This window comes from Neisseria sp. DTU_2020_1000833_1_SI_GRL_NUU_006, from assembly GCA_032388755.1.
In the GTDB taxonomy this organism is placed as follows: Bacteria; Pseudomonadota; Gammaproteobacteria; order Burkholderiales; family Neisseriaceae; genus Neisseria; species Neisseria sicca_C.
The window spans coordinates 56,095-80,809 of the sequence record CP135593.1; the positions used below are offsets into that span (position 1 = coordinate 56,095).

The 24,715-nt window shown below is 51.9% G+C and carries 21 protein-coding genes and 1 tRNA gene; 15 read left to right on the top strand and 7 right to left on the bottom strand.

Translation table 11 applies throughout. The features are described 5' to 3' along the window. Positions 1 to 5: 5 nt before the first annotated feature. Positions 6 to 767 carry an OmpA family protein gene (locus tag RSJ68_00275; protein WNU97241.1) on the bottom strand — a complete coding sequence of 254 codons (762 nt, stop codon included), beginning with the start codon at positions 765 to 767 and terminating at the stop codon, positions 6 to 8. Between the two features lie 437 nt (positions 768 to 1,204). On the opposite strand from RSJ68_00275, the gene RSJ68_00280 reads away from it, so the two are divergent. Further along, positions 1,205 to 2,155, top strand: a complete 951-nt coding sequence (locus RSJ68_00280) for a CysB family HTH-type transcriptional regulator (GenBank protein WNU97242.1) — start codon at positions 1,205 to 1,207, stop codon at positions 2,153 to 2,155. Between the two features lie 468 nt (positions 2,156 to 2,623). On the opposite strand, the gene RSJ68_00285 is transcribed toward RSJ68_00280, so the two are convergent. Both RSJ68_00285 and RSJ68_00290 read right to left on the bottom strand, forming a co-directional pair. After that, the gene (locus RSJ68_00285) at positions 2,624 to 3,967 is read right to left on the bottom strand and encodes an ATP-binding protein (GenBank protein WNU97243.1); all 1,344 of its coding nucleotides are present in this window, start codon (positions 3,965 to 3,967) and stop codon (positions 2,624 to 2,626) included. Between the two features lie 58 nt (positions 3,968 to 4,025). After that, the gene (locus RSJ68_00290; GenBank protein ID WNU97244.1) at positions 4,026 to 4,688 is read right to left on the bottom strand and encodes a response regulator; all 663 of its coding nucleotides are present in this window, start codon (positions 4,686 to 4,688) and stop codon (positions 4,026 to 4,028) included. A gap of 503 nt (positions 4,689 to 5,191) precedes the next feature. On the opposite strand from RSJ68_00290, the gene RSJ68_00295 reads away from it, so the two are divergent. Further along, positions 5,192 to 5,728, top strand: coding sequence for a PepSY domain-containing protein (locus RSJ68_00295; protein ID WNU97245.1), 537 nt, complete (start codon positions 5,192 to 5,194; stop codon positions 5,726 to 5,728). A 187-nt stretch (positions 5,729 to 5,915) separates the two neighbouring features. After that, positions 5,916 to 6,830, top strand: coding sequence for a MetQ/NlpA family ABC transporter substrate-binding protein (locus RSJ68_00300; GenBank protein ID WNU97246.1), 915 nt, complete (start codon positions 5,916 to 5,918; stop codon positions 6,828 to 6,830). A gap of 341 nt (positions 6,831 to 7,171) precedes the next feature. Here RSJ68_00300 and RSJ68_00305 read toward each other — a convergent pair whose 3' ends face one another. Next, positions 7,172 to 8,029 (bottom strand): c-type cytochrome, encoded by an 858-nt coding sequence (locus tag RSJ68_00305; GenBank protein WNU97247.1) that lies wholly within the window; start codon positions 8,027 to 8,029, stop codon positions 7,172 to 7,174. A 286-nt stretch (positions 8,030 to 8,315) separates the two neighbouring features. Here RSJ68_00305 and RSJ68_00310 point away from each other — a divergent pair. Then, a tRNA-Arg gene (locus RSJ68_00310) sits at positions 8,316 to 8,391 on the top strand. Between the two features lie 104 nt (positions 8,392 to 8,495). On the opposite strand, the gene RSJ68_00315 is transcribed toward RSJ68_00310, so the two are convergent. Next, the gene (locus tag RSJ68_00315) at positions 8,496 to 9,689 is read right to left on the bottom strand and encodes an amino acid aminotransferase (GenBank protein WNU97248.1); all 1,194 of its coding nucleotides are present in this window, start codon (positions 9,687 to 9,689) and stop codon (positions 8,496 to 8,498) included. 145 nt (positions 9,690 to 9,834) lie between these two features. On the opposite strand from RSJ68_00315, the gene folP reads away from it, so the two are divergent. The 9 genes from folP (at position 9,835) to RSJ68_00360 (ending at position 19,246) form a co-directional block, all read left to right on the top strand. Next, positions 9,835 to 10,698, top strand: coding sequence for a dihydropteroate synthase (gene folP / locus RSJ68_00320; protein WNU97249.1), 864 nt, complete (start codon positions 9,835 to 9,837; stop codon positions 10,696 to 10,698). A gap of 285 nt (positions 10,699 to 10,983) precedes the next feature. Continuing rightward, positions 10,984 to 12,321 (top strand): phosphoglucosamine mutase, encoded by a 1,338-nt coding sequence (gene glmM / locus RSJ68_00325; protein WNU97250.1) that lies wholly within the window; start codon positions 10,984 to 10,986, stop codon positions 12,319 to 12,321. 304 nt (positions 12,322 to 12,625) lie between these two features. Further along, positions 12,626 to 13,309 (top strand): DedA family protein, encoded by a 684-nt coding sequence (locus RSJ68_00330; GenBank protein WNU97251.1) that lies wholly within the window; start codon positions 12,626 to 12,628, stop codon positions 13,307 to 13,309. Positions 13,310 to 13,559: 250 nt separating this feature from the next. Further along, the gene (locus RSJ68_00335; GenBank protein ID WNU97252.1) at positions 13,560 to 14,552 is read left to right on the top strand and encodes an asparaginase; all 993 of its coding nucleotides are present in this window, start codon (positions 13,560 to 13,562) and stop codon (positions 14,550 to 14,552) included. Positions 14,553 to 14,557: 5 nt separating this feature from the next. Then, a complete protein-coding gene (locus tag RSJ68_00340; protein WNU97253.1) occupies positions 14,558 to 15,349 on the top strand; it encodes a TatD family hydrolase in 792 nt (263 codons plus the stop codon). A gap of 150 nt (positions 15,350 to 15,499) precedes the next feature. Next, on the top strand, positions 15,500 to 16,456 hold the full coding sequence (thiL, locus tag RSJ68_00345) for a thiamine-phosphate kinase (protein ID WNU97254.1): 957 nt from the start codon (positions 15,500 to 15,502) through the stop codon (positions 16,454 to 16,456). Continuing rightward, on the top strand, positions 16,449 to 16,937 hold the full coding sequence (locus tag RSJ68_00350) for a phosphatidylglycerophosphatase A (protein ID WNU97255.1): 489 nt from the start codon (positions 16,449 to 16,451) through the stop codon (positions 16,935 to 16,937). The genes thiL and RSJ68_00350 overlap by 8 nt, the downstream gene beginning before the upstream one ends. A 123-nt stretch (positions 16,938 to 17,060) precedes the next feature. Then, positions 17,061 to 17,429, top strand: coding sequence for a Co2+/Mg2+ efflux protein ApaG (gene apaG / locus RSJ68_00355; protein ID WNU97256.1), 369 nt, complete (start codon positions 17,061 to 17,063; stop codon positions 17,427 to 17,429). Positions 17,430 to 17,854: 425 nt separating this feature from the next. Next, entirely contained in the window at positions 17,855 to 19,246 is a 1,392-nt protein-coding gene (locus tag RSJ68_00360) for a sodium:alanine symporter family protein (GenBank protein WNU97257.1), read from the top strand. Positions 19,247 to 19,322: 76 nt separating this feature from the next. Here RSJ68_00360 and RSJ68_00365 read toward each other — a convergent pair whose 3' ends face one another. After that, positions 19,323 to 20,822, bottom strand: a complete 1,500-nt coding sequence (locus RSJ68_00365) for a subtype B tannase (protein ID WNU97258.1) — start codon at positions 20,820 to 20,822, stop codon at positions 19,323 to 19,325. A 118-nt stretch (positions 20,823 to 20,940) separates the two neighbouring features. Then, on the bottom strand, positions 20,941 to 21,735 hold the full coding sequence (locus RSJ68_00370; GenBank protein WNU97259.1) for a formate/nitrite transporter family protein: 795 nt from the start codon (positions 21,733 to 21,735) through the stop codon (positions 20,941 to 20,943). A 342-nt stretch (positions 21,736 to 22,077) separates the two neighbouring features. On the opposite strand from RSJ68_00370, the gene RSJ68_00375 reads away from it, so the two are divergent. Further along, positions 22,078 to 22,602: an RNA pyrophosphohydrolase gene (locus RSJ68_00375; GenBank protein ID WNU97260.1), complete on the top strand. Its 525-nt coding sequence runs from the start codon at positions 22,078 to 22,080 to the stop codon at positions 22,600 to 22,602. Positions 22,603 to 22,671: 69 nt separating this feature from the next. Beyond that, the gene (parE, locus tag RSJ68_00380) at positions 22,672 to 24,657 is read left to right on the top strand and encodes a DNA topoisomerase IV subunit B (protein ID WNU97261.1); all 1,986 of its coding nucleotides are present in this window, start codon (positions 22,672 to 22,674) and stop codon (positions 24,655 to 24,657) included. Positions 24,658 to 24,715: the final 58 nt, after the last annotated feature.

The window sequence follows — 24,715 nt, forward strand, 5'->3', positions numbered from 1 at the left end:
TTTAGTTAAGGTTTGGCGTAACCGTGTACACCGTTGTAGGGAGAAGGAATCCAACCTTCATCTACTGCAGGACGTTCACCTTGTCCCTCGACTGTTTGCCCCGGAGTGACTTGTTTGGTGACAGTGCTGCGGATTTTCACGTCAACACGACGGTCAGGTTCGATACATGCGATCAAAGCAGCGCGTTTTTTGGCTTTGGATACTTTTTTGCCCAGTTTTGCTACTTCTGCTTCACAAGTGGCAGTCATTTGAGCTTGAGATTCGCCAAGACCTACAGCGGAAACTTTGCTGGAAGGAACACCACGACCAACTAAGTAGTTGGCAACTACGTTTGCACGGCGTTCGGATAGAGCTTGGTTGTACTCTTCTGAACCCATAAAGTCGGTGTGACCTTCGACACGCACAGTTTGAACGTTTTCATTGCTCAGGCGTTGGGCTAATGCGTCCAAGTTCTCTTGAGCTTCAGGACGGAGGTTGTCTTTATCGAAGCCGAACAGTGTTTTAGAAGACAGAGATACGGTTTCATCAACATATTCGGGAGCTTGTTGGACTGCGGCTACTGCTTCACGGTCGCCACATTCGACACGACCTTGGGTCTCTTTGTCGAAATAGCTGGTTTTCCAACACTCGCCATAGTTGTTGCGGACGACTTCTTGAGACTGGCTGCTTACAACGTAACCATGTTTGGTATGCGGTTCGCTTGCCATTGCGGTGCCGGAAGCAACCAATGCAACGAACAATGCGCTTAATTTCAGCTGTTTGGTCATTTTATTCCCTCATCTAAATTGTTATGCGGCGGGTGTTTAAGAACCGCTGCAAATTACCAATATACAGGCCGCAGCATTAAGCAGCGGCAAATCGGATATATCAGTCTGCACTATAAAGAAGCATGGTGCAGACTGTCAATACTCGATGCCTCATACAATCATGAAACTGCCTGCTTCCTAGCTTTAAATCATGCCTAAAAATCAAGTTTGTGTCATTTATTTATGGGTAAATCGGAGTTTGTTGCCATTTGTTGTTGTATGAAGGATACAGTTTGTGCTGAGGGAAATGTTGGTTTCGATAATCGGTTTGTATAGTACTATTTAAAACAAAAGTTTTTATTTGAGGTGAGGGTGCTGCCGACAATTTAGGAAAAATATGTTAAATTGTCTGCCATTTGTCGCACAAATCATACAAATATATAGAACACGAGCCGTTTATGAAATTACAGCAATTACGGTATGCATTGGAGGTGTACCGGCATAATCTGAATGTGTCTGAAGCTGCTGAAGCCCTTTTTACCTCCCAGCCGGGTATTTCCAAGCAAATCAGGCTTCTTGAGGAGGAGTTGGGCGTACAGATTTTTATCCGCAGCGGCAAACGCGTGGTTTCTGTGTCGCAGCCCGGCAAGGCTGTGTTGGAAATTGTAGAACGGATTTTGCGCGATGTGCAGAATATTAAAAATATAGGCAGTGAGTTTACTGATCATGACAGTGGTTCGTTGATTGTTGCGACGACTCATACGCAGGCACGTTATGCCCTGCCTTTGATTGTGGCGGAATTTGTCAAACGTTATCCGAAGGTAACACTGACCATCAAGCAGGGCAGTCCTGCGGCCATCGCCCAGATGGTTAGTAACGGAGAGGCGGATATTGCGATTGTAACTGAGCGTATCGATGAGCATCCGGAGTTGGGTAAATTAACTTGTTATGAATGGAATCATGCGGTTATCGTGCCGCATGAACATCCTTTGTTGGATTGTAAAAATCCTTTGAGTATTGAGGATTTGGCCTCTTTTCCCTTGATTACTTATGAATTTGCGTTCAATCAGGGGAGTAGTATTGCCCGGGCTTTTAATAAAGCCAGATTAGAGCAGCCCGATGTTGTGTTGTCGGCAGCGGACACGGATGTTTTAAAGACGTATGTCCGTTTGGGTCTTGGTGTCGGGTTGATGGCGAAGATGGCTTACGATCCTGAGAATGACACGGATCTGGAATTAGTGGACGCCTCACATTTGTTTGAGTCGTCTCCAACTTGGATTGCCGTTAGGAAAGATACCTATCTTAGGGGGTATGCATATGATTTTATAGAATTGTTCGCGCCTAAGTTGACGCGTGAAGTGGTCGATAGAACGCTTTATGCTCCAGTAGTCGAGGACTTTTCTATTTGATTGTTTAGTTGAAATACGCCTGATGGTGCAAGAGGTCGTCTGGAAACGGGCGGTTTTGATTTTGTCAGAACCGTGCTTTCAGACGACCTTTTAGTTTTGCCGTATGCTTGGTTTGAATATTTCTATGTTTTTAAAGGTGTGTTTCTTGTAAGGATGCAGAGTTTGATAAACCCAAGGTGTCGAGGGTAGGAAGGCTGATTATTTAATCGGAACTGTTTTCAGAGCTAGAAACAAAAGTGTTCTGCACCTTCCGTTTAGATATTGTATTCGCTGCAATCCTTGAGTATTTTTGAAAACCCCAGATTCGGATTCCTACCTGCGCGGAAATGAAGGATATTGGGTGTTTTTTATTTTAATTGATTATAGAAGGTCGTCTGAAAACCTGATTTGTCAGGAATTTCAGACGGCCTTTGGGTGATTGGGGGAAGCGTTTGCCAAATATAGGAAGCTGCTGTTTTGTACTTATTGTCAGGCTCTCTCCAGCCATGCACTCAAACCTCCTCCGTCGCGGTTTTCAAGTTTCAACGTCAGGCCGTGGAGTTTGGCGATGTGTTCGGCGATGGACAAACCCAGTCCGCTGCCTTGGGCATTTTGTCCGGCAGGACGGTAGAAACGTTCTTTAATCCGCGACAGGTGTTCGGGGGCGATGCCGGTGCCTTGGTCACGTACTTCGATACGGTCAGCGTGAAAATACAGTCCAACCTCGCTGTTTTCGGGTGAATAGCGCACAGCGTTGTCGAGCAGGTTGCGCAACATGAGTTGCAGTAGCGCGTCGTCGCCTTGCAGGAGGGGCGGCTCGGCAAGAAATTCGCGCTTGAGGCGGATGCGTTTTTCGCGGGCGGGGAGGTTGGTGTTTTGCAGCACTTGGCTGCTGAGGCTCTCCCAATTGATGGGGGTGGTATTTTTCAGGCCTTGTTCGGGATCGAGCCGTGCCAGCGTGAGCAGTTGGTTGATTAGGTGTTCGGCGCGGTTGAGGCTTTGTTGGATTTGTTGCAGGTGGTAGGGCTGTTCGGCAGTGTCGCTGAGGGCGAGGACTTCGGCCTGCACTTTCAATGCGGCAAGCGGGCTGCGCAGTTCGTGGGCAGCATCGGAGGTAAAGCGTTGTTCGCGTTCGATGCTGGTCTGAACGCGGGCGAACAGGCGGTTGAGGGCGTCGACCAGGGTTTGGGTTTCCTGCGGTACGGCGCGGCTGACGGGGGCAAGGTTGTCGGCGCGGCGTTCGGACAATTCTGATGCGAGCTCTTTCAGCGGGTAGATGCTGCGTTTGACCGCCAGATGCAGTAGCAACACCATCAGCGGCAGAACAAGCAGCGAGGCGGCAAGGTGCGCCCAAACAATATTCCACAAAATTTCAAGGCGGTTACGCCAAGGTTGGGCGACGGCGACTGTCTGTCCGGTTTTCCCGTCGTGGTAATAGATGACGCGTAGGCTTTTTTCCTGCCAAGGCTTCCCGATGTCGGTGAAGCCGGAAATTTTGCGGAATGGAATTTCTTTACCCCTTTTGTCTGAGAGCAACAGCCTGCCGTCTGCATTCCAGACGGAAATGCCGTTTTGTTTGTCTTCTGCAAAACCGGTGTGGCCTTTGCCCAGGCTTTTTTTAACTTTGGGCAGCAGCACGGCTTTTTCCGGTTCGATGTAGGGCAGTGATTGGGCAAGGTCGCTCATCTGACTGTCGGCGGATTCGTTCAGTTCGTGTAACGCCATTGCCAGTGAAACAGCGTTGGCGGCGAACCATGCCAAGAGCAGTCCGCTGCCGATATAGAGTATCAGGCGTTTGCGGATAGAAGTTTCGGGCGGAAGCTTTTTAAACATGGAACGACCTTTTTGTGCAAGGGGGCTGTTTCTTCAATTTTTGCGTTTTCAGACGACCTTAAGGCATTTCTCCGAGTTGGTAACCCAATCCGCGCTTGGTTTGAATCACGGATGAACCGATTTTTTTGCGCAGGTTGTGGATATGCACTTCGACCGCGTTGCTTTCAACTTCTTGATCCCAGCCGTATAGTTTGTCTTCGATATGGGCGCGGCTGATGATGTGTTTCGGATTGGCGACCAGCATTTCCAGCAGCCGCCATTCGCGCGCGGTCAGGTTCAGCGGCTTGCCGCCGAGTGTGGCGGTTTGGGCGGAGGTATCCAAATACAGGCTGCCGAAGGTCAGGCCGCTGTCGCTGCGTCCGTGGCTGCGGCGCACCAAGGCATTCAGCCGTGCTTCAAGTTCTTCCAATGCGAAGGGTTTGCACAGGTAATCGTCCGCGCCGCTGTTCAACCCGGTCAGGCGGTCGGGCAGCGCATCGCGTGCCGTCAGAATCAGCACGGGTAGCGTCAGACCTTGTTTGCGCCAGTGCCGCAATATTTCTATGCCGTCGATGTTCGGCAGCCCCAAATCCAACACCGCCGCATCATAAGGCGCAGCCAGTGGTGCGGACTGTCCTTGAGCGCCATCTGAAAACCAGTCCACCGCCATACCGAGCTTTTTCAGCCCGGCGGCAATGCCGTCGCCGATGTGCGGGTCGTCTTCCACCAGCAGGATACGCATAAAGATACTCCTGTTTGTTCGGATAAATGCAGTGAATTCAAATCAAGACGCTCTGCCCCGCCATTTCCCGCCTTCGCAAGAAAAGGCATGGCGAAAACCGGGTGCCTCTATTTTAATTGGCTCTATATGATATGGATTATATAGCGGATTGGCTTGAAACTCGTTTTGTTGTACTGCCTTGCTTCAAAACAATAATGTAAGACAGGGTCGTCTGAAAACCAAAGTCGGGATGGCAATGGAACATCATGCAGACTGCCCGCTTTACCCTTGGTTTCAGGCTGAGGCCTGTCATTAAAACAGGCTGGGCTTAAGTAGAACTTAAGAAATTTTGGAGGAATAAATATAAAATAAAAACAATAATTTGAATAAAATTTATAGAAAAATCTTTTTCTTAAGGTTCGCTTAAGTTTGGCTTGTTTTAATACGCTCAATCCAGCAGACACTGTTGGCAGATTTCAAATACACAAACATTTTTATTTTTATCCGACAAAAAAGGAAACATCATGAAATTCAGCAAAAAAGGTCTCATCATCGCCGTCGCAACCGCTCTGACCATCGGTACTGCCAGTGTCGGTGCATATGCCGCAGGTGCCATAATACCCGGAACCAAAGCCGCCGCTTTCTCCAGTAGCAAAATCAGTGCCGCCCAAGCTGTCGATTACGCAGTGGCCAAAATTCCCGGCCGCGCCGTCGAAGTCGATTTCCGCCACAAAAACGGTCAGAGCTACTATAAAGTAGAAATAGTTGCCGATGACCAGAAACAAGAAGTCTTCGTCGATGCAGCCAACGGGCACATCATCGAAAGCCGCCCGGACTACGACAAAAAACCGCTCCAACCGCTGCCGAACACCAATATTTCCCTGAAACAGGCGATTGCCGCAGCCGAAGCCGAAACAGGCGGCCGCGCGAAGGATGCCGATTTGAGCTATAAAAAAGGCCCGTCGGTTTATAAAGTGGAAACCGTCAACGGCATCCAAAAATACGAAGTACGCGTCGATGCCAACAGCGGTCAGGTACTGTCTTCACACATCGATTTATAAAGTAAAAACCGATTCGTGGCGACATGTTAAAAGGTCGTCTGAAATCCCAAATCAGGTTTCAGACGACCTTTTAATATTTTGATTCTGCAAAAAACGTCCGCAAGCTGCCCAAATAGATTTAAAATCCTTATCTTTTGATGACAAAGGTCGTCTGAAAACCGTTTCGATAAATAATCAGGAGCAAAATATGCAAGCGAACACCTTAATCAAAACCCTTTCTGCTGCTGCGCTAGCCGTTATGTTGGCAGCCTGCGGCGGTCAAAAAGACAGCGCACCTGCCGCATCCGCCGCATCGCCGGCCGCCGACAACGGCGCGGCGAAAAAGGAAATCGTCTTCGGCACAACCGTCGGCGACTTTGGCGACATGGTCAAAGATCAAATCCAACCTGCGCTGGAGAAAAAAGGCTACACCGTCAAACTGGTCGAGTTTACCGACTACGTCCGTCCCAACCTTGCTTTGGCCGAAGGCGAGCTGGACATCAATATTTTCCAACACAAACCTTATTTGGATGACTTTAAAAAAGAACACAAATTAGACATTACTGAGACTTTCCAAGTGCCGACTGCGCCTTTGGGCCTGTATCCGGGCAAACTGAAATCTTTGGACGAAGTCAAAGACGGCAGCAGTGTTTCCGCGCCTAACGACCCGTCCAACTTCGCCCGTGCGCTGGTGATGTTGAACGAATTGGGTTGGGTTAAGTTGAAAGACGGCGTTAATCCGCTGACTGCTTCCAAAGCAGACATCGCCGAAAATCCGAAAAACATCAAAATCGTAGAACTTGAAGCCGCGCAACTGCCACGCAGCCGCGCCGATGTTGATTTCGCCATCGTAAACGGCAACTATGCCATGAGCAGCGGTATGAAGCTGACCGAAGCCCTGTTCCAAGAGCCGAGCTTTGCCTATGTTAACTGGGCAGCAGTCAAAACTGCCGATAAAGACAGCCAATGGCTCAAAGATGTAACCGAAGCCTATAACTCCGATGAGTTCAAAGCCTATGCGCACAAACGCTTCGAAGGCTATAAATATCCTGCTGCATGGCGTGAAGATGCAGCTGTCGGTGCAAAAGCCGAAGCAGCCTCTACGGCTTCGGCAGCAAAATAAGCAGTAAACTTCAAAAGTAAAAAAAGGTCGTCTGAAAACCCAAATAAGGTTTCAGACGACCTTTTTTAGATTGGTTTTTATAAACAGTGTGCGTGAATTGAAAATCTTGTTGTGCTGCCAATTGAAAGAAAATTTAATGCTGTTCTTTCTATCTCAGTATGTTTTGTGTAGGCAGGGTAGAATGAACGGGTTAATGAATAAAATATATCCTAAATGAAGTGGGGATGATATTTGTCCCAAACCTGCGTTGATAGGGGATTACATATTTCTTGGAACTCATAAAAAACGCACCTTGTTCAAAGGTGCGTTTTTGATGGGATATATGGCGTTTTTTGAACAAATCAGAATTTAGCGCCTGATTGGTTGGCCATGTAGTCGACCGCTGCTTTGACTTCATCATCGCTCAGGCCGGCGTTGCCACCTTTTGCAGGCATGGCGTTGAAGCCTTCGAGAGCGTGTTTGTGCAGGGTTTCTTTACCTTGTTTGATGCGCGAAGCCCATTCGTCTTTTTTACCTATGCCTGGAATGCCGGGGACTGCGCCGCCGTGACATGCCTGACAGGTTGCTTCGAAAACTTTTTTACCGTCTGCGCCGGAGGCCGCAGGAGCGGCTGCGCCTTTGTCTTCGGCTTTAGGTGCATCGGCTGCGGGGGCAGAGCCGGCAGCGGCCGGTGCGGAGGCGGCTGCATTGCCTGAAGCGGCTTGATCGGCAGGTGCTGCGGCATCCGGATCAGGGAAGGTACCGCCGCTCTTGTTCGCCATGTAAGTGATGACGCGTTTGAGTTCTTGGTCGGTCAAATCGGCTGCGCCGCCTTTTGCAGGCATGGCGTTAAAGCCGTTCAGAGCGTGTTGGAAAAGAGTATCGAAGCCTTGGGCGATACGGGGCGCCCAGTTGCCGTTATTTTCGATTTTCGGCGCGTTGGGTACGGAGCTGTCTGCGCCGTGGCACTGGATACAGATTTTGTTGAAAATCTGATCGCCTTTGCGTTCGCCTACCGGAATGCCGTCTCCCAAGGTAAGCTGTCCTACGGGCTGGATGCGGGTTTGGGTAGCAGTTTCGGAAGATTGGGCAACGTCTGCATACGAGCCGCTGCCCGCCAATTTGATGAGGAAGTAAATGACTGCAATGGCAATAACGATACCGCTCACAAGGGTAAACAATGCAGAGCCTTGGGCTTTGGAGTCGCGGAGTTGTTTCATTTGGTAGGCCTCGCCGTTAGGTTAGGTTGTGCTTTGAGTTATAGTTTGGTGTGTTAAACGCAGTTAACAATATTTTGCTGGATTATACTGAATTCACAAGGGCTTTCCAATCGCTCTTGTGGAAAATATACGCAAAGGCGGCGGTTTTTTGCCGCCTGTTAGGGGGTGAGTTGTGTATGTTGTTGATTATTTTATGGGATTTTTCTTCAAATTTGTCTTGTTTGCGCCATCCTGCATAATAGGCTTTGCCAACAGGCGGGATTTGCGTTAATCTTACGCCTTCTTCGCACCCATAGCTCAGTTGGAAGAGTGTCAGTTTCCGAAGCTGGAGGTCACAGGTTCGATCCCTGTTGGGTGCGCCAATTATAGAGAGGCCGTCTGAAAGATGAAAATTTTTCGGGCGGCCTTTTGACTTACTTCAAATAAAACTACATCAGGTTTCAGACGACCTTTTACTTTTTGCGTTTTATTTCAACACTTCGGCAAACGCATCGGCAACATAGGCGATATTCGATGCGTTCAGCCCGGCGACGCACATCCTGCCCGAATCCAGCAGGTAAACGGCAAATTCGTCGCGCAGCCTGCGGACTTGTTCCACGCTCAATCCTGTGTAGCTGAACATGCCGCGCTGTTTGATGAAATAAGTGAAATCGCGGTCAGGGATTTGGACGGTCAAGACGTCATAAAGTTTCTGCCGCATGGCGCGGATGCGGTCGCGCATGACATAGACTTCTTTTTGCCACAAGGCGTAAAGTTCCGGGCTGTTCATCACGTCGGCGGCGATATAGGCGCCATGTGCGGGCGGGCTGGAGTAGATGCGGCGGACGGTAAATTTGAGTTGACCGAACACCAATTCCGCTTCTTCTTTATTCGGGCAAACCACGCTCAAGCCGCCGACGCGCTCGCCGTAGAGCGACAGGTTTTTCGAGAATGAATTGCTGACGAACAGCGGCAAATCCATTTCCACCGCTTTGCGGATGGCGTAGGCATCGCTGTCCAAATCGCCGCCGAAGCCTTGGTAGGCGATGTCCATAAACGGAATCAGTTTGCGCGTTTTGATGATTTGCAACACTTCGTCCCATTGCTGTTCCGACATATCCACGCCGGTCGGATTGTGGCAGCAGGGGTGTAGGATTAGGACGCTGTGTTCGGGCAGGGTGTTGAAAAACGCGGTCATTTCGTCGAATTTCACGCCGACGGTGGCGGGGTCGTAATAAGGATAAGTGCCGACCTCGAAACCGGCGCCTTCAAAAATGCCGCGATGGTTGTCCCAAGTCGGGTCGCTGACGTAGGCGCGCGCTTCGGGGAACCAGCGGTGCAGGAAGTCCGCTCCGACTTTGAGCGCGCCCGAGCCGCCCAAAGTTTGTACGGTAACGATGCGTCCTTGCGCAAGCGCGGGGTTGTCTTTGCCGAACAATAAATGCTGCACCGCACTGCGGTAAGTGTTCAAGCCTTCCATAGGCAGGTAGGGCGACGGCGCGGGCGTGGCGGCGCGGGCGGTTTCGGCACGGTTTACGGATTCCAATACGGGCATTTTGCCTTCATCATCGAAATAAATGCCTATGCTCAAATTGACTTTTTCGGGACGCGGGTCGTTTTTGAAGGTTTCGACCAAACTCAAAATCGGGTCGCCGGGGTAGTATTCGACGTGTCGGTACATGATGCTTCCTTTGTCAGACGGATGGTGGCGGAAAACCTGATTTTTGCATTAAACGGCAGGATTTGTAAAACGGGGTCGTCTGAAAGCTGCATGATGTTTTCAGACGAGCTATAATTTCGTCTTCATTATTTTACGGAACACCATCATGACCACGCGCATCTGGCAGGCAGGCAGGTTTGAAATCGGTTTGGACAAGCCGAAAATCATGGGTATCGTCAACCTGACGCCCGATTCTTTTTCCGACGGCGGCGTGTATTCGCAAAATGCCCAAACAGCCTTGGCACACGCCGAACAGCTTCTAAAAGAGGGTGCGGACATTCTCGACATCGGCGGAGAATCGACGCGGGCAGGTGCGGATTATGTTTCGCCTGAAGAAGAATGGGCGCGGGTTGAACCTGTATTGGCAGAAGTGGCGGGGTGGGGCGTTCCCGTCAGTTTGGACACGCGCCGCACGGTGGTTATGGAAAAAGCGTTGGCACTCGGCGGCATCGATATTATTAACGATGTGGCGGCGTTGACCGACGAAGGCGCGCTCGAATTGCTGGCGTGTCAGGCGGATACGGGCATTTGCCTGATGCACATGCAGGGTTTGCCGGAAAACATGCAGATTAATCCGAAATATCAGGATGTTGTCGGCGAAGTGGCAAGGTATTTGAAGGCGCGGGCGGCGGAATGTGTCGCGGCAGGCATCGCACCGCAACGCATCACACTCGACCCCGGTTTCGGCTCCGGCTTCGGCAAAACCTTGCAACACAATATCGCGCTGATGCGGCATTTGCCCGAATTGATGGCGGAAACCGGTTTGCCGCTGCTGGTCGGCGTGTCGCGCAAGAGCACGATAGGCGAGCTGACCGGCGAGGCAAATGCGGCGGAACGCGTACACGGCAGCGTGGCGGCAGCGTTGGCTTCCGTGGCGCGCGGTGCGCAAATCGTACGGGTGCATGATGTGAAGGCGACGGCGGATGCGTTGAAGGTGTGGGACGCTTTAGGACCTGCCGGCGTCCGATAGTTTTCGTTTTGGAAGCAAAAAACCACTTGGAAAATGAAATGTCGGCAGCCCCTGAAGTGGTGATAAAGAGGTCGTCTGAAAACGAGTTGGACGGTTTCAGACGACCTGTTTGTTTAATCCGGTTAACTTGTTCCGTATTTTGATAAAATAAGAAACTATACCGCTCAGGCGCAATCTAATGACGCTAAACATAAATCCCAACAGTTTTGCATAAAATCCCCTATACTGCCCGTTATGACATTTACGGGTAACCCCATTCTAAAAACATCCTCACGGAGCAAACTCATGGCAAAAAAATATTTCGGCACGGACGGCGTGCGCGGCGAAGTCGGTCAGTTCCCGATTACTCCCGATTTCGTATTGAAACTCGGTTATGCGGCGGGGCAGGTGTTGGTGCAGCATGACGGCGGGCAGAAGCCGACCGTCCTTATCGGCAAAGACACGCGTATTTCCGGCTATATGCTCGAAGCCGCGCTGGTGGCAGGTTTTACCGCCGCAGGTGTTAACGTCATCCAAACCGGCCCGCTGCCTACGCCGGGTGTGGCTTATCTGACCCGCGCGCTGCGTTTGTCCGCCGGCGTGATGATTTCCGCGTCGCACAATGTGTATTCCGACAACGGCATCAAATTCTTTGCCGAAGGCGGCGTGAAACTGAGCGATGAAATCGAATTGGAAATCGAAGCCAAAATCGACGAGGAAATGAAAACCCAGCCGTCCGCCCGACTCGGACGCGCCCGCCGCATCAACGGCGCGGACGACCGCTATATCGAATTCTGCAAATCCACCTTCCCCAGCCATTTGGATTTGCGCGGCCTGAAATTGGTGGTCGATACCGCGCATGGCGCAGGCTATGACGTTGCGCCCAAAGTGTTCCACGAACTCGGCGCGCAAGTCGTCAGCATCGGCGACGAACCGAACGGCTACAACATCAACGAAAAATGCGGCGCGACCCATCCTAAAGCCTTGCAGGCCGCCGTATTGCAAAACGAAGCCGACTACGGCATCGCTTTGGACGGCGACGGCGACCGCCTGATGATGGTCGACCGCAACGGCAAAGTGTACGACGGCGACAGCCTGATTTACGTCATCGCCAAAGCCCGTGCGCGCGAAGGCATCAACATCGGCGGCGTGGTCGGTACGGTCATGACCAATATGGCGATGGAAATTGCCCTGAAAGAGCAGGGCGTCGATTTCTGCCGCGCCAAAGTCGGCGACCGCTATGTGTTGGAACAACTGAACCAACGCGGCTGGCTCATCGGCGGCGAAGCCAGCGGCCATATTTTGTGCATGGACAAACACAACACCGGCGACGGCATCATCTCCGCGCTGCAAGTTTTGGCGGCGCTGCAAATCCTGAACCAAGACCTCGCCACCGTTTGCGCCGATTGGCAGCCGTATCCGCAAACCATGATCAACGTGCGCATCCAAAAAGGTCAGAAATGGCAGGAAGCCTCGAAAGACGTATTGGCTGAAGTGGAAAAAGAACTCGAAGGCAAAGGCCGCGTTGTCTTGCGCGCATCGGGTACTGAGCCGGTCGTGCGCGTCATGGTCGAAGCGCGTCAGGCGGACTGGGCGAAAAAAGGTGCGGAACGCATCGCAGCAGCCATCACCGGCAAGCAGTAATGCTGTCGGACAATAAATCGGGTTTTTAACAAACCTTGAAACTGCCGTCATTTCCGTGTAAGCGGGAACGGCGGTACAGTGGATTGATTTTAAATCAGGGCAAGGCGGGGAACGCCATGCCGGTTTAAGGTTAATCCACTGTGTTTTTTAGGATTCAAGGTCGTCTGAAACAGATTAATTCATATTGTTCACGCCTATTTTCATAACCTTCCTTGTTATTTCTTTCAGACGACCCTATCTTTGGTAAAATACGACATTCAGTTCAAATGAATTTCCCCTCCACATTACAACCGACGGATACGCCATGTTTGCCTTTTTAGAAGCCTTTTTTGTCCAATACGGCTACGCAGCCGTGTTTTTCGTTTTGGTCATCTGCGGCTTTGGCGTACCGATTCCCGAAGATTTGACGCTGGTGACAGGCGGTGTGATTTCCGGCTTGGGGTACACCAATTCGCATTGGATGGTTGTCGTCGGTATGCTCGGCGTGTTGGCGGGCGACGGATTTATGTTTGTCGCCGGACGCTTGTGGGGGCAGAAAATCCTTAAGTTCAAACCGATTGCCCGCGTGATGACGCCCAAGCGTTACGCGCAGGTGCAGGAAAAATTCGACAAATACGGCAACTGGGTATTGTTTGTCGCCCGCTTCCTGCCCGGCTTGCGTACCGCCGTTTTCGTGACCGCTGGCATCAGCCGCAAAGTTTCCTATACCCGCTTCATCCTGATGGACGGGCTTGCCGCGTTGGTTTCCGTGCCGGTTTGGATTTATTTGGGCGAATACGGCGCGCACAACATCGATTGGCTGATGGCAAAAATGCACAGCCTGCAATCCGGCATCTTTACTGTTTTGGGTATATTTGCAGTGGTGTTGGCTTGGTTTTGGTGGAAAAAACGCCAGCGCCTCCAGTTCTACCGTACCAAATTGAGCGAAAAGCGGGCGCAGCGCAAAGCCGCCAAAGCAGCCAAAAAAGCCGAGCAAAGCGAACAATAAAATCAAGCCCCCTGAAAAGTCTGCCGATATTCAATAGTTTCTGTGTTTTTTATCCCCAAAGCGGTGTCTTCTGCCTTGAATCTTCTGCTTCGTGAATAAAAATCCACTCGGAAAATCAAATATCGGCAGCCTCGGGGTGCTTTTTCATTTCAAGGTCGTCTGAAAACCGTCTGCGCCGCCAAATTGCCAGCCTGTCCGAAATATAGTTAAATAAGCCGCATCATTATTTTCAGACGACCCGATGATGTCCATGAAACAAAAAATCTTCGTCCTCTACACAGGCGGCACCATAGGCATGACCCAAAGCAGCGAAGGCCTGCGCCCCGATACCGCGCTTGTCAGCCAAGCCCTTTCCCCCTTTTCAGACGACCTCGACTTTGAGTGGCACGTCTGCAATCCGTTGATTGATTCCTCCTCCGTCACCCTGCAACACTGGCGCGACTGGCTGGACATCATCGCCGCCAAACTGCCTTCCTGCGACGGCATCCTGATACTGCACGGCACAGACAGCATGGCGTACACCGCCAACCTCCTCGCGCTCGCCTTGCAAGGCTTGGGCAAACCCATCGTCCTGACCGGCTCCCAATGGCCTTACGCCGCCGAAAACAGTGATGCCCCGCGCAACCTCTCCACCGCCGTCGCCGCCTTCAGCCTCAAGCTCAAACAAACCGTCATCGCCTTTGACGGCAAACTTTATCCCGCCGTCGGCAGCAGCAAAGTCAGTACCGAAACCGCCGCAGGCTTCGACAATCCGCATTTCGGCGCCATCGCCGAATGGGACGAAACCCAAGGCTGGCACAATATCTGCGTCCCGTCCCAAGACGCGGCAGATGTTTCAGACGACCTCAAAATCCGCTATCCCGACCCGCAGGCAAAAATCGCCGTCCGCACGCTTATCCCCGGCTTTGCCGTCCAAGAACTTGCAGACGGACTCGGACAGCTTCCCGCCCACGCCCTTATCCTGCAAAGCTACGGACACGGCAACACCCCCGCAGACGAAGGCTTCATCCGCGCCGTCCGAGACTTTACGCAGCAAGGCAAACTGCTGCTCAACATCAGCCAAGTCCGACAAGGCAGAACCGCCGCCGTTTACGCGCAAGGCAACGCGTTCCGCAATTCGGGCATCATCAACGGCGGCAAATGCAACCTCGAAACCGCCACCGCGCTCATGACCCTCGCCGTATCACAAGGCTGGGGGATGGAAGATGTTCACAAAGAATTGGTAAGACTAAAATTAGTGTGAAACCGATGAACTTCACCGACACCCATTGCCACCTTGCCGATCCCGCCTTGCGCGAAAACCTGCCGCACATCCTGACCGCCGCGCGGGAGGCAGGGGTAGGGCGGTTTATCGTTCCCGCGACCCGGCCGCAGGATTGGCAGGACGTGGCGGATTTGGTGCAAAGGTCGTCTGAAAACCCGCTTTGGGGCAACATCCATATCGCGCTCGGCATCCATCCTTGGTTTTCAGACGACGTTTCCGAACCGGATTTCCAGCGTTTGAAACAAACATTGCAAACGCTTCCGACGGCATGGGTCGGTGAAATCGGCTTGGATTTTTACGACAAAACCCAAACGCCGCCGCAGCGCGAACGGCAAATCCAAGTCTTCAGCCGCCAGCTTGAAATCGCGCAAACCCTGCGCCGCTGCGTGATTATCCATAATCTTAAAGCCACCGCCGACATCGCCGCCGCCGTCAAGCAGACAGGCTTTGCCCAAGGCGGCATCGTTCACGCCTTCTCCGGCAGCGCGGAAGAAGCGCACGTGTTGACGACACTGGGTTTCAAAATCGGCATCGGTTCGCTGTTGCTCAACCCGAACGCACGAAAAATACGCGAAACCCTCAAAACCTTAAATGACACCGACTTCGTCTTGGAAACCGACAGCCCGTTTATGCTGAAAAACGAAATCAACACGCCCGCCAACATCCGCCAAATCGCCGCCATCGCCGCTGAAATTCGCGGCGTTGCTGTTGAAGAGATAGCCGAAGTGACCGAGCGGAATGTGGAAATATTGCTGGCAGCAGAAAAGGTCGTCTGAAAACATTCCGTCTTATCGGAATCGTGTTTTCAGACGACCTTTGGTTGTGAATTTTTGTGATAATGCAACGAACACCGCTATTTATAAAAGAGATGTCTTGCCGGACAGTTTCCTGTAATGTAAACGAGTTGACAATTTTTTACACTAAATATGACAGAATTTGACTTTATTAGACAGTTTTTGAAAAAACAGCAGGCGGAAGGTTTGGTGTTGGGTATCGGGGACGATGCAGCTATTATCCGTCCAAGTATCGGATTTGATTTGTGTTTTAGTTCCGATATGTTGATTAAGGACAAACATTTTTTTTCAGATGTTTCTCCTGAAGATTTGGCATGGAAAATGCTTGCAGTTAACATATCCGATATGGCGGCGATGGGTGCCGTTCCAAAATGGGTTCTGCTCAGTGCGGGATTGCCCGATTTGGACGAAAAATGGCTGACGCGGTTTTGCGAAAGTTTCTTCTCGCTGGCACAACGTTTCGGCATCACGCTTATCGGCGGCGATACGACCAAAGGTGATTTGGTATTCAACATCACCATCGTCGGCGAACTGCCCCAAGGGCAAGCCCTGCGGCGCGATGCGGCGCAAGAAGGGGATGATATTTGGGTGTCCGGGCAAATCGGTATGGCTGCGGCAGCATTAAACCATCGTCTGAAAAACTGCTCACTGCCGCCGAAAGTCTTCGGACTTTGCGAAGATAAACTCCTCCGGCCGGAGCCAAGGGTAGATTTGGGTTTGGCACTTTTGCCGCTTGCCCATGCCGCCCAAGATATTTCGGACGGGCTGGCGCAGGATTTGGGGCACATTTTGACCGCGTCGTCTTTGGGGGCGGAAATTTCGACAGATGTGTTGCCGGTTCCCGACGAATTGAGAACATCGCTGTCTGAAGAACAATGGACGGCTTTCGCCTTATCGGGCGGCGACGATTATGAATTGGTATTTACCGCTTCCGCAGACCGTCGCAGTGAAATCCTTGCCGCAGCAGCGCAATGCGGTGTGGCGGTAACGAGGATAGGGAAAACAAACAACTCAGGCCGTCTGAAAATAAAGGATAAAAAAGGCGGCGAATTATTGCTTACTTCACGGGGGTTCGATCATTTTGGCTGAATTTAAACCTACTTTCAAATGGCTCAAAGAGCGTCCTTTATGCTTCTTGGGCTTCGGTTTCGGCAGCGGTCTTTCTCCCGTCGCGCCGGGAACGGCCGGTACTTTGGCGGCTTTGCCTTTGGCATTTGTCCTTCATTTGATCGGAATCGGCGGCTGGGTTTTGGCATTGCTGTGTATCGCCATGTTTGTTTGGGGAATCCGCATTTGCGGTTATACCGAAAAAGAGCTGGGCATACAGGATTACGGGGGTATCGTTTGGGATGAAATCGTAGCAATGATTTTGGTTTTGTCTTTCGTGCCTTTCCGCTGGAGCTGGTGGCTTGCGGCTTTTATCGTGTTCCGACTGTTCGACATGCTTAAGCCTTGGCCAATTAAATGGTTCGACAGCCGCATCCACGGCGGGCTGGGTATTATGCTTGACGACCTGATCGCCGCACTGATGACCGGACTGGTATTGGCACTCGCAACTTGGATTTTTTAAATTTTCCATACACGCAAATTTGTATAAATATCTGTCGATGAACCATAAGTCGATAAACCATAAAAAGTAACATTTCCTATTTTTTGAATATTTAAATAAAACATAACCATACGGGGTAAACAAATGAACAATATCGAAATCAACGTAACGCCGCATTACATCGCCGGACAAAGCGATGTTTATCGCGACCGCTATGCTTTCAATTATCAAATCACCATCTGCAACCGCAGCAACAAAGTCATCACATTGCGCCAGCGGTTTTGGGAAGTTACCGACGGGCACGGGGAAATCGGGCAGGTCGGAAACGGCGGTTTGATCGAAGAGCAGCCCGTCCTGTATCCCGGTGAGGAATACGAGTACAACAGCGGCTCGCAGATTAGTACGCCTTGGGGCAGTATTGAAGGCGCCTACGAGTTTGAAGACAGCATCGGCGAGCGTTTTGTTATCGGCGTACCGAAGCTGGATTTCAAAGCAGGTTTTACCCTGCAATAAAATACTCGAAAACAATACAAAGCGGGAACCTAAGGTCGTCTGAAAGAAATAAGGGGCTTTCAGACGGCCTTTTTTTGCCTGTTCGTTTGATTTAAATGTTGAGTGATGGTTTTTTAGCGGCAAGAAGGTCGTCTGAAATTAATCGTGAATCAAAATAGAAGGCTCCGTCTTTTTATGTTTGTGCAGATAGGGCAGGTATTTTCAGTCGCCGATATTTATCGGCTTTTTGTCATGTTGAAATACAGATTTCCATTTGCGCAGGCTGACGTCAGATGGGTATTTTTATTTTAATGTTCTCTACATTTAGATCCGACTTGATGAGTTTGGATTTATAGAGAAAATAAGGAGCATATCATCAGACCGTTGCTTTTTTTAACGCTTTATGCTGAAATGACCGAACACTAAAAACACAATGAGGAGAAAATATGCAATTATTTTTGGAGAATTTAAAAGCGTTTTTTGAAACAGTCAGCGGCTGGGTCTGGGGACCCGTTATGCTGGTGTTGTTGGTCGGAACGGGCGTTTTGTTGACCGTTATGCTCAAAGGCCTGCAATTTTCTATGCTCGGTTACGCGCTCAAGCAGGCGTTTATGCCGCAGAAAACAACGGATGACGGTGAAGACCACGAAGGCGATATTTCCCATTTCGCTGCTTTGATGACCGCTCTGTCAGCCACCATCGGTACAGGCAACATTGCCGGTGTGGCAACCGCCGTGGTTACCGGTGGCCCGGGTGCGGTATTTTGGATGTGGATGACCGCCATTTTCGGTATGGCGACCAAATACGCCGAGGGCGTGCTGGCGGTGAAATACCGCGTGACCAACTCCAAAGGCGAAATGTCCGGCGGACCGATGTATTACATCGAAAAGGGCTTGGGCAAAAACTGGAAATGGATGGCATTGGCGTTTGCTTTATTCGGCACATTCGCTTCGTTCGGTATCGGCAGTTCGGTACAGTCCAACTCGGTTGCGCAGGCCGTTCAGACGAGCTTCGGCGTAGAACCGGGCTATACCGGCGTCGTCCTGACCATTTTGACCGCTATCGTCGTTTTGGGCGGTATTAAAGGCATCGCTAAAGCTGCTTCGTTTATCGTACCTGCGATGGCGGTGTTTTACGTTTTAGGCGGCATTGCCATTATTGCTGTAAATTCGGACTTACTGGCACCCGCTGTCAAGCTGATTTTCTCTGATGCGTTCAGCGCGCAGGCTGTGGCAGGCGGCGCAATCGGGACGGTGATCCGCTACGGCGTGGCGCGCGGCGTGTTTTCTAACGAGGCGGGTATGGGTTCCGCACCGATTGCCGCTGCAGCCGCGAAAACCGACCATCCCGTCCGCCAGGCATTGGTTTCCATGACCGGGACGTTTTTGGACACGATCGTCGTCTGCTCGATTACGGGAATTGTATTGGTGATGGGTTTGCTCGGCGCGGGCGGTGAGTTTGTCAAACCGGAATTGAGCGGCGCGGCGCTGACTACCGTTACCTTCCAAAAAATGCTGCCCGGTTTCGGCGGATGGGTCGTTACCATCGGTTTGATTTTCTTTGCCTATTCGACCATTTTAGGCTGGTGTTATTACGGTGAGAAATGTGCGGCATATGTATTCGGCGAAAAATCCGCGAGTCTCTACCGTGTTTTTTACGTCGCCTCGGTCATGCTGGGAACTGTCTTGAGTCTTGATTTGGTTTGGCTCGCTTCGGATACGTTCAACGGATTGATGGCTTTGCCCAACTTAATCGCCCTCTTGCTGATGGCGAAAGTAATTGTCAGGGAAACTCAGGATTTCAAACAGAAAATCCGTAGCGGTGAATTGCCTCATTAATTTGAATGAAACAAAAGGTCGTCTGAAAACCAAGATTTTGGTTTTCAGACGACCTTTTTATTTGTCTGAATGGGCGTTATTTCGCAGGGCTGCGGCTGATTTGCTTCATCCAGGCAAACAGTTCGTCCAGGTCATAATCGCCGCCGTGTCCGACATCCCAAGGCAGGGCGTAATCGACGGTGTAGCCGTTGTTTTGCAGTTTGGCGGCTAATATGGCGGAGACTGCCAACGAGGTATCGCGGTCGTTGGTGCCGACGCGGATGCGCCAGTTTTGCGGCAGGTTCGCGCCCGGTTTGCCGATGTAGTTGAGCGGGTTCATGATTTTGACGGTTTCTTCGTCCGCGATTTCGGCGTTGGCGGCGGTATTGTGTTGCATGGAAAACGCGGTGAAGTGGCGTTTATCGACGGTATCGGTGCCGAAAAGCTGGTTTTCGCCCGCGCTCAAATCTACGCCGTCAAAGGCAGGCGGTGTTTTTTGCCGTCCGGCGGCTTTGGCGTAGGCATCGAAATCGACGGAGACGACTTTGCCGTTGCGGACAGTCAGCCATTTGCGGTCGCTCAAGTCTTTGCCTGCGTCAAGCTGGGTCTGGGCGGATTGGGCGAGCAGGCCGGCAATATGGTTTTTAAAGCTGCCGTTGCCTTGGGCATCCAGCGTCAGGGGTTTGCCTTCGGGGGATTTCAGGTTCAGGCTGTTGAGATAGACGGGGTATAGCGGTTTGAGGAGGTCGGACAGTTTTTTCTCGTCGTCGGTCAGCGTGCCGGCGACCAGCTCGCGTTTGACGCGGTAGTCGAGCATGGAAATGTTCATTTTTTTATAGTCGTTAACGCCGTTGAACTGCCATTCGTAAGCCATGTCGGCATGGTCCAAGTCGGTAATCGGGCAGTAGGCGGATACGGCGAAAACTTTGTCGCTGCCTTCCGCCGTGCCTAAGGCTTTGAGGTGGTTTTCGTAATCTTTTTGGTCGGCTGTTGCGCCTAAGAGGGCGGACATCGCGCCGCCCGCGCTTGTGCCGTTGGAAATGATTTTTTCGGCATCGCCGGGCATGGTTTTGTCGTTGGCCTTCAGATAGCGGACGGCGGCTTTCAAATCAACGATGGCGGCGGGTGCTTTGCCGGTGGATTCCGTTCTGCCGCGCGCGCCCGGGGAGGCGACGACGTAGCCTTTGGAAAGGGCGGTCAGCGCGGCGTTCGGCGATTTTTGACCGTCTTCAGGTTCGCCGCGTTTGCCTTCTAAAGCAGGTTTGCCCGGTTCTGCAGGCATATAGCCGCCGATTTGGTTGGGCAGGAAAATCGGTGCGGTTTCAGCGGTAAAGCCGTCTATCTCGCCGCCGTTGTAATAGGCTTCGGGGACGTAAATATTGATGATTTCGTAGCGGGTATCGACAGGATTGCGGACGTAAACCACGTTTTCGTAAGCGCGGAATTTAACCGCCTGACCGTTCACTTCGATGCTTTGTTCGGTGTATTTCTGTTTGGAAAAGTCCAAGTCGTAGGTTTTGGCGGTTTGGACGTTGGCGCAGGCGTTTAAGCCCAGCGCGACGGAAACGGATAACAGGGTTTTGTTCAGCGTATTCATGATGTGCTTTCTGAAAGGGTAACGGAACGATGATAGCTAAGACAAAGGTCGTCTGAAAACGTTTTATCCTGTTTTCAGACGACCTTTGCGTTTCTAAACCTTTTCAATACCAATCTATTCAAGACTCGGCGCAATCTTTCAGCGTATCTTTATAAGTATAAAGGTACGACGCACCGACAAACGATGCGCCGCCTAAGACATTGCCTAAAAACACGGGAATCATGTTGAAGAAAAACTGCCCCCATGTAATGTCTGCGCCCGCCAAAATACCGGCGGGGATGACGAACATATTGGCGACAAGGTGTTGGAAGCCGTTTAATACGAAAATCATCACGGGAAACCAAATCGCCAACATCCGCCCTGCCGTATGTTTGGCGGCAAAGTGCAGCCACGCGCCCATACACACCATCCAGTTACACGCGACCGCTGAGACGAAGGACCTGCCGAAATCCATATGGACTTTGGCTTCCGCCACCGCAATCGTTTTTTCTGCCACGCTGCCTTCGGTCATGCCGACATAGTGTCCGAGGAGAAACGCCATCGCCAGCGTTCCTACTAAATTGCCCAGACACACGACGACCCAGTTGCGCAGCAGCATTTTTGTGGAAATTCGCCCTGCCAAACGTCCCAAAGACATAATCATCATATTGCTCGTTACCAGCTCGCCGCCGCCGAGCAGGATGCAGATCAAGGCGATGGGGAACATTGCCGCACCGAGCAAAGTCGCCAAGCCGCCCCATTCGTGCGGAATACCGCTGACCACTTTCAAATAAGCCAGATAACCGAAGCCGATGTATCCGCCTGCCAAAACGCTCAAAACCGCCAGCGTGGAAACGCTGGATTGTGCCTTGGCACAGCTTTTATCGAGGACGACCTGTAAAATTTCCTGTGGGTATAAATCGCGCGAAGCCATGATTTTCCTTAAAGTAGATTGAGGTGGGAACGCCGTTTCTGAAAGACGGCAAAACTGTCGCGGTAGGGCAGTGTTGAAGGATGCCGGTGTACGGTCTTGTTGGATAAAAAACAATAGTGTATTAAACCTAAAATGCGGTAGCGTTGCCTTGCTTTGGCTCAAAAGAAAGATTATTACATGAGGGGGTAATTGAGATAAGGCAGGAAGTATATATGTTTCAGATGCGTTTGAAGGAACCTGCCGTATCCGGTTTCAAATACCCGCCGATACGGTCTCCCGATTTGTCAAACCCGCCCGATTTATGGGAAAATCGCACGATTGAATTTAACGAAGGGCGACACCGTGTTAGACAGAGAAGGCTATCGCCCCAATGTCGGTATCATCTTAATCAACAACCGCAACGAAGTCTTTTGGGGCAAGCGTGTGCGCGAACATTCTTGGCAGTTCCCGCAAGGCGGCATCAAGCCGGGCGAAAGCCCCGAAACCGCCATGTACCGCGAGCTGTACGAAGAAGTCGGACTGCTGCCGCAACACATCAAAATCGTCGGCCGCACGCGCGACTGGCTGCGTTACGACGTGCCGAGCCACTGGGTACGCCGCGAATGGCGCGGTTCGTATCGCGGGCAGAAGCAGATTTGGTATCTTTTGCGGCTGGTCGGGCGCGACAGCGACATCAATCTGCGCGCCTGCCACCATCCCGAATTTGACGGCTGGCGTTGGCACCAATATTGGGCTCCCGTTGACGAAGTGATTGATTTTAAACGCGACGTTTACTTGGGGGCATTAAAAGAACTCTCCTCCCGCTTCCTGCGCGGCATGGAAAGCTACGAAGACTTTACCGCGCGCCTGCCTTTTGACAACCGATAAAACAACGAAACGCAACGCTTTCAGGTCGTCTGAAAGCGTTGTTCTTCCTTTCAGACGACCTCTTTCCCTATGACTAAAAACAACCAATACAGCGAATCCAGCATCACCGTCCTCAAAGGCTTGGAGCCGGTCAAAGAACGTCCCGGCATGTACACACGCACCGACAGCCCGACCCACATCTGCCAAGAAGTCATCGACAACGCGGCGGACGAGGCGTTGGGCGGTTTCGCCACTGAAATCGACGTGCGCATCCACGACGACGGTTCGCTTTCCGTGTGCGACAACGGACGCGGCATTCCCGTCGGGCTGCATCCTGTCGAAGGCGTACCCGTGGTCGAACTCGTGTTTACCCGTCTGCACGCGGGCGGTAAGTTCAACAAAAAAGACGGCGGCAGCGCGTATGCCTTTTCAGGCGGCCTGCACGGCGTGGGCGTATCCGTCACCAACGCCCTCTCTACCCGCCTCGAAGTAACCGTCAAACGCGAAGGCAAAATCCACCGCATCGTGTTTGCCGGCGGCGACGTGGTCGAACCGTTGGCGGAAGTGGGCAAATGCGCCGTCAAAGACAGCGGCACCGAAGTGCGCGTTTGGCCGGACGGCAAATATTTTGAAAGCCCGAATTACAGCATTCCCGAACTCGAACGCCTGCTGCGCGCCAAAGCTGTGCTGCTGCCGGGCGTGCGCGTTTCCCTGACCCGCCCGGTCAAAGGCGAAGACGAAGCGCATACCCAAACCTGGCACTACCCCGACGGCCTGAAAAGCTATCTGACCGACCTGATTGCCGACGCGCAGGAAGCCGTGCCGCTGTTCTCCTGCGAAAACTACATTTCAGACGACCACAACGGCGATTTCAGCATTGGCGAAGGCGCCGCCTTTGCCCTGACCTGGCTGGAAGAAGGCTCGTGCGCCAACGAAAGCTACGTCAACCTCATCCCCACCCCGCTGGGCGGCACGCACGAAGCGGGCTTGAAACAAGCTGTGTTCAACGCTGTCAACAACTTCATCAATCTGCACAACCTCCTACCGCGCGGCGTGAAAGTACAAAGCGACGACGTGTTCAGCAAAACTGCCTTCGTCCTCTCCGCCCGCGTCCTCGACCCGCAGTTCCAAGGTCAGACCAAAGACAAACTGACCAACCGCGACGCGCTGAAACTCGTCGCTGCCGTATCGGGCGACCCTTTGGAATTGTGGCTGAACCAAAACGTGGACTTTGGCAAAAAAATCGCAGAACTCGCCATCCGTCAGGCGCAGGCGCGGATGCGTTCGGTTAAAAAAATCGAAAAGAAAAAAGGCAGCGGCGTCGCCGTTCTACCCGGCAAACTGACCGACTGCGAGAGCGAAGACATCCGCGAAAACGAACTCTTCCTCGTCGAAGGCGATTCCGCCGGCGGCTCCGCCAAACTCGCCCGCGACAAAGCCACCCAAGCCATCCTGCCCTTGCGCGGCAAAGTGCTCAACAGTTTTGAAGTCCATCCCGACCAGCTTTTCGGCAACGCCGAAATCCACGACATTTCCGTCGCCATCGGCGTTGATCCGCACGGCATCAACGACCATCCCGATTTAAGCGGCCTGCGCTACGGCAAAATCGCCATCCTGTCCGATGCCGACGTGGACGGTTCGCATATTCAAGTCTTGCTGTTGACCCTGTTCTACCGCCACTTCCCCAAACTGGTCGCCGACGGACACATCTACATCGCCCAGCCGCCGCTGTTCCGCGTCGATGTCAACGCACAAGGCAAAAGCAAACCCGCCCGCAAATTCTACGCCCTCGACCAAAACGAACTCGACAGCATTTTGGAGCGGCTGCAAAAAGAAGGCGTCAAAGAAACTGCCTACTCCATCAGCCGTTTCAAAGGCTTGGGCGAGATGAACCCCGACCAGCTCAAAGACACCACCATGCACCCTGACACCCGCCGCCTGTTGCAGGTGCAAATCCCCGAAGGCGCGGATGACGAAACACGCGACATCTTCGTCAAACTGATGGGCAAAGGCGAAGCCGCCGCCCGCCGCGCATGGATGGAACGCGAAGGCGATACGGCTCAATTGGATATTTGACGCCGTTGGTTTGAAAAGCAAAAAGGTCGTCTGAAAACGGATTTGGGTTTTCAGACGA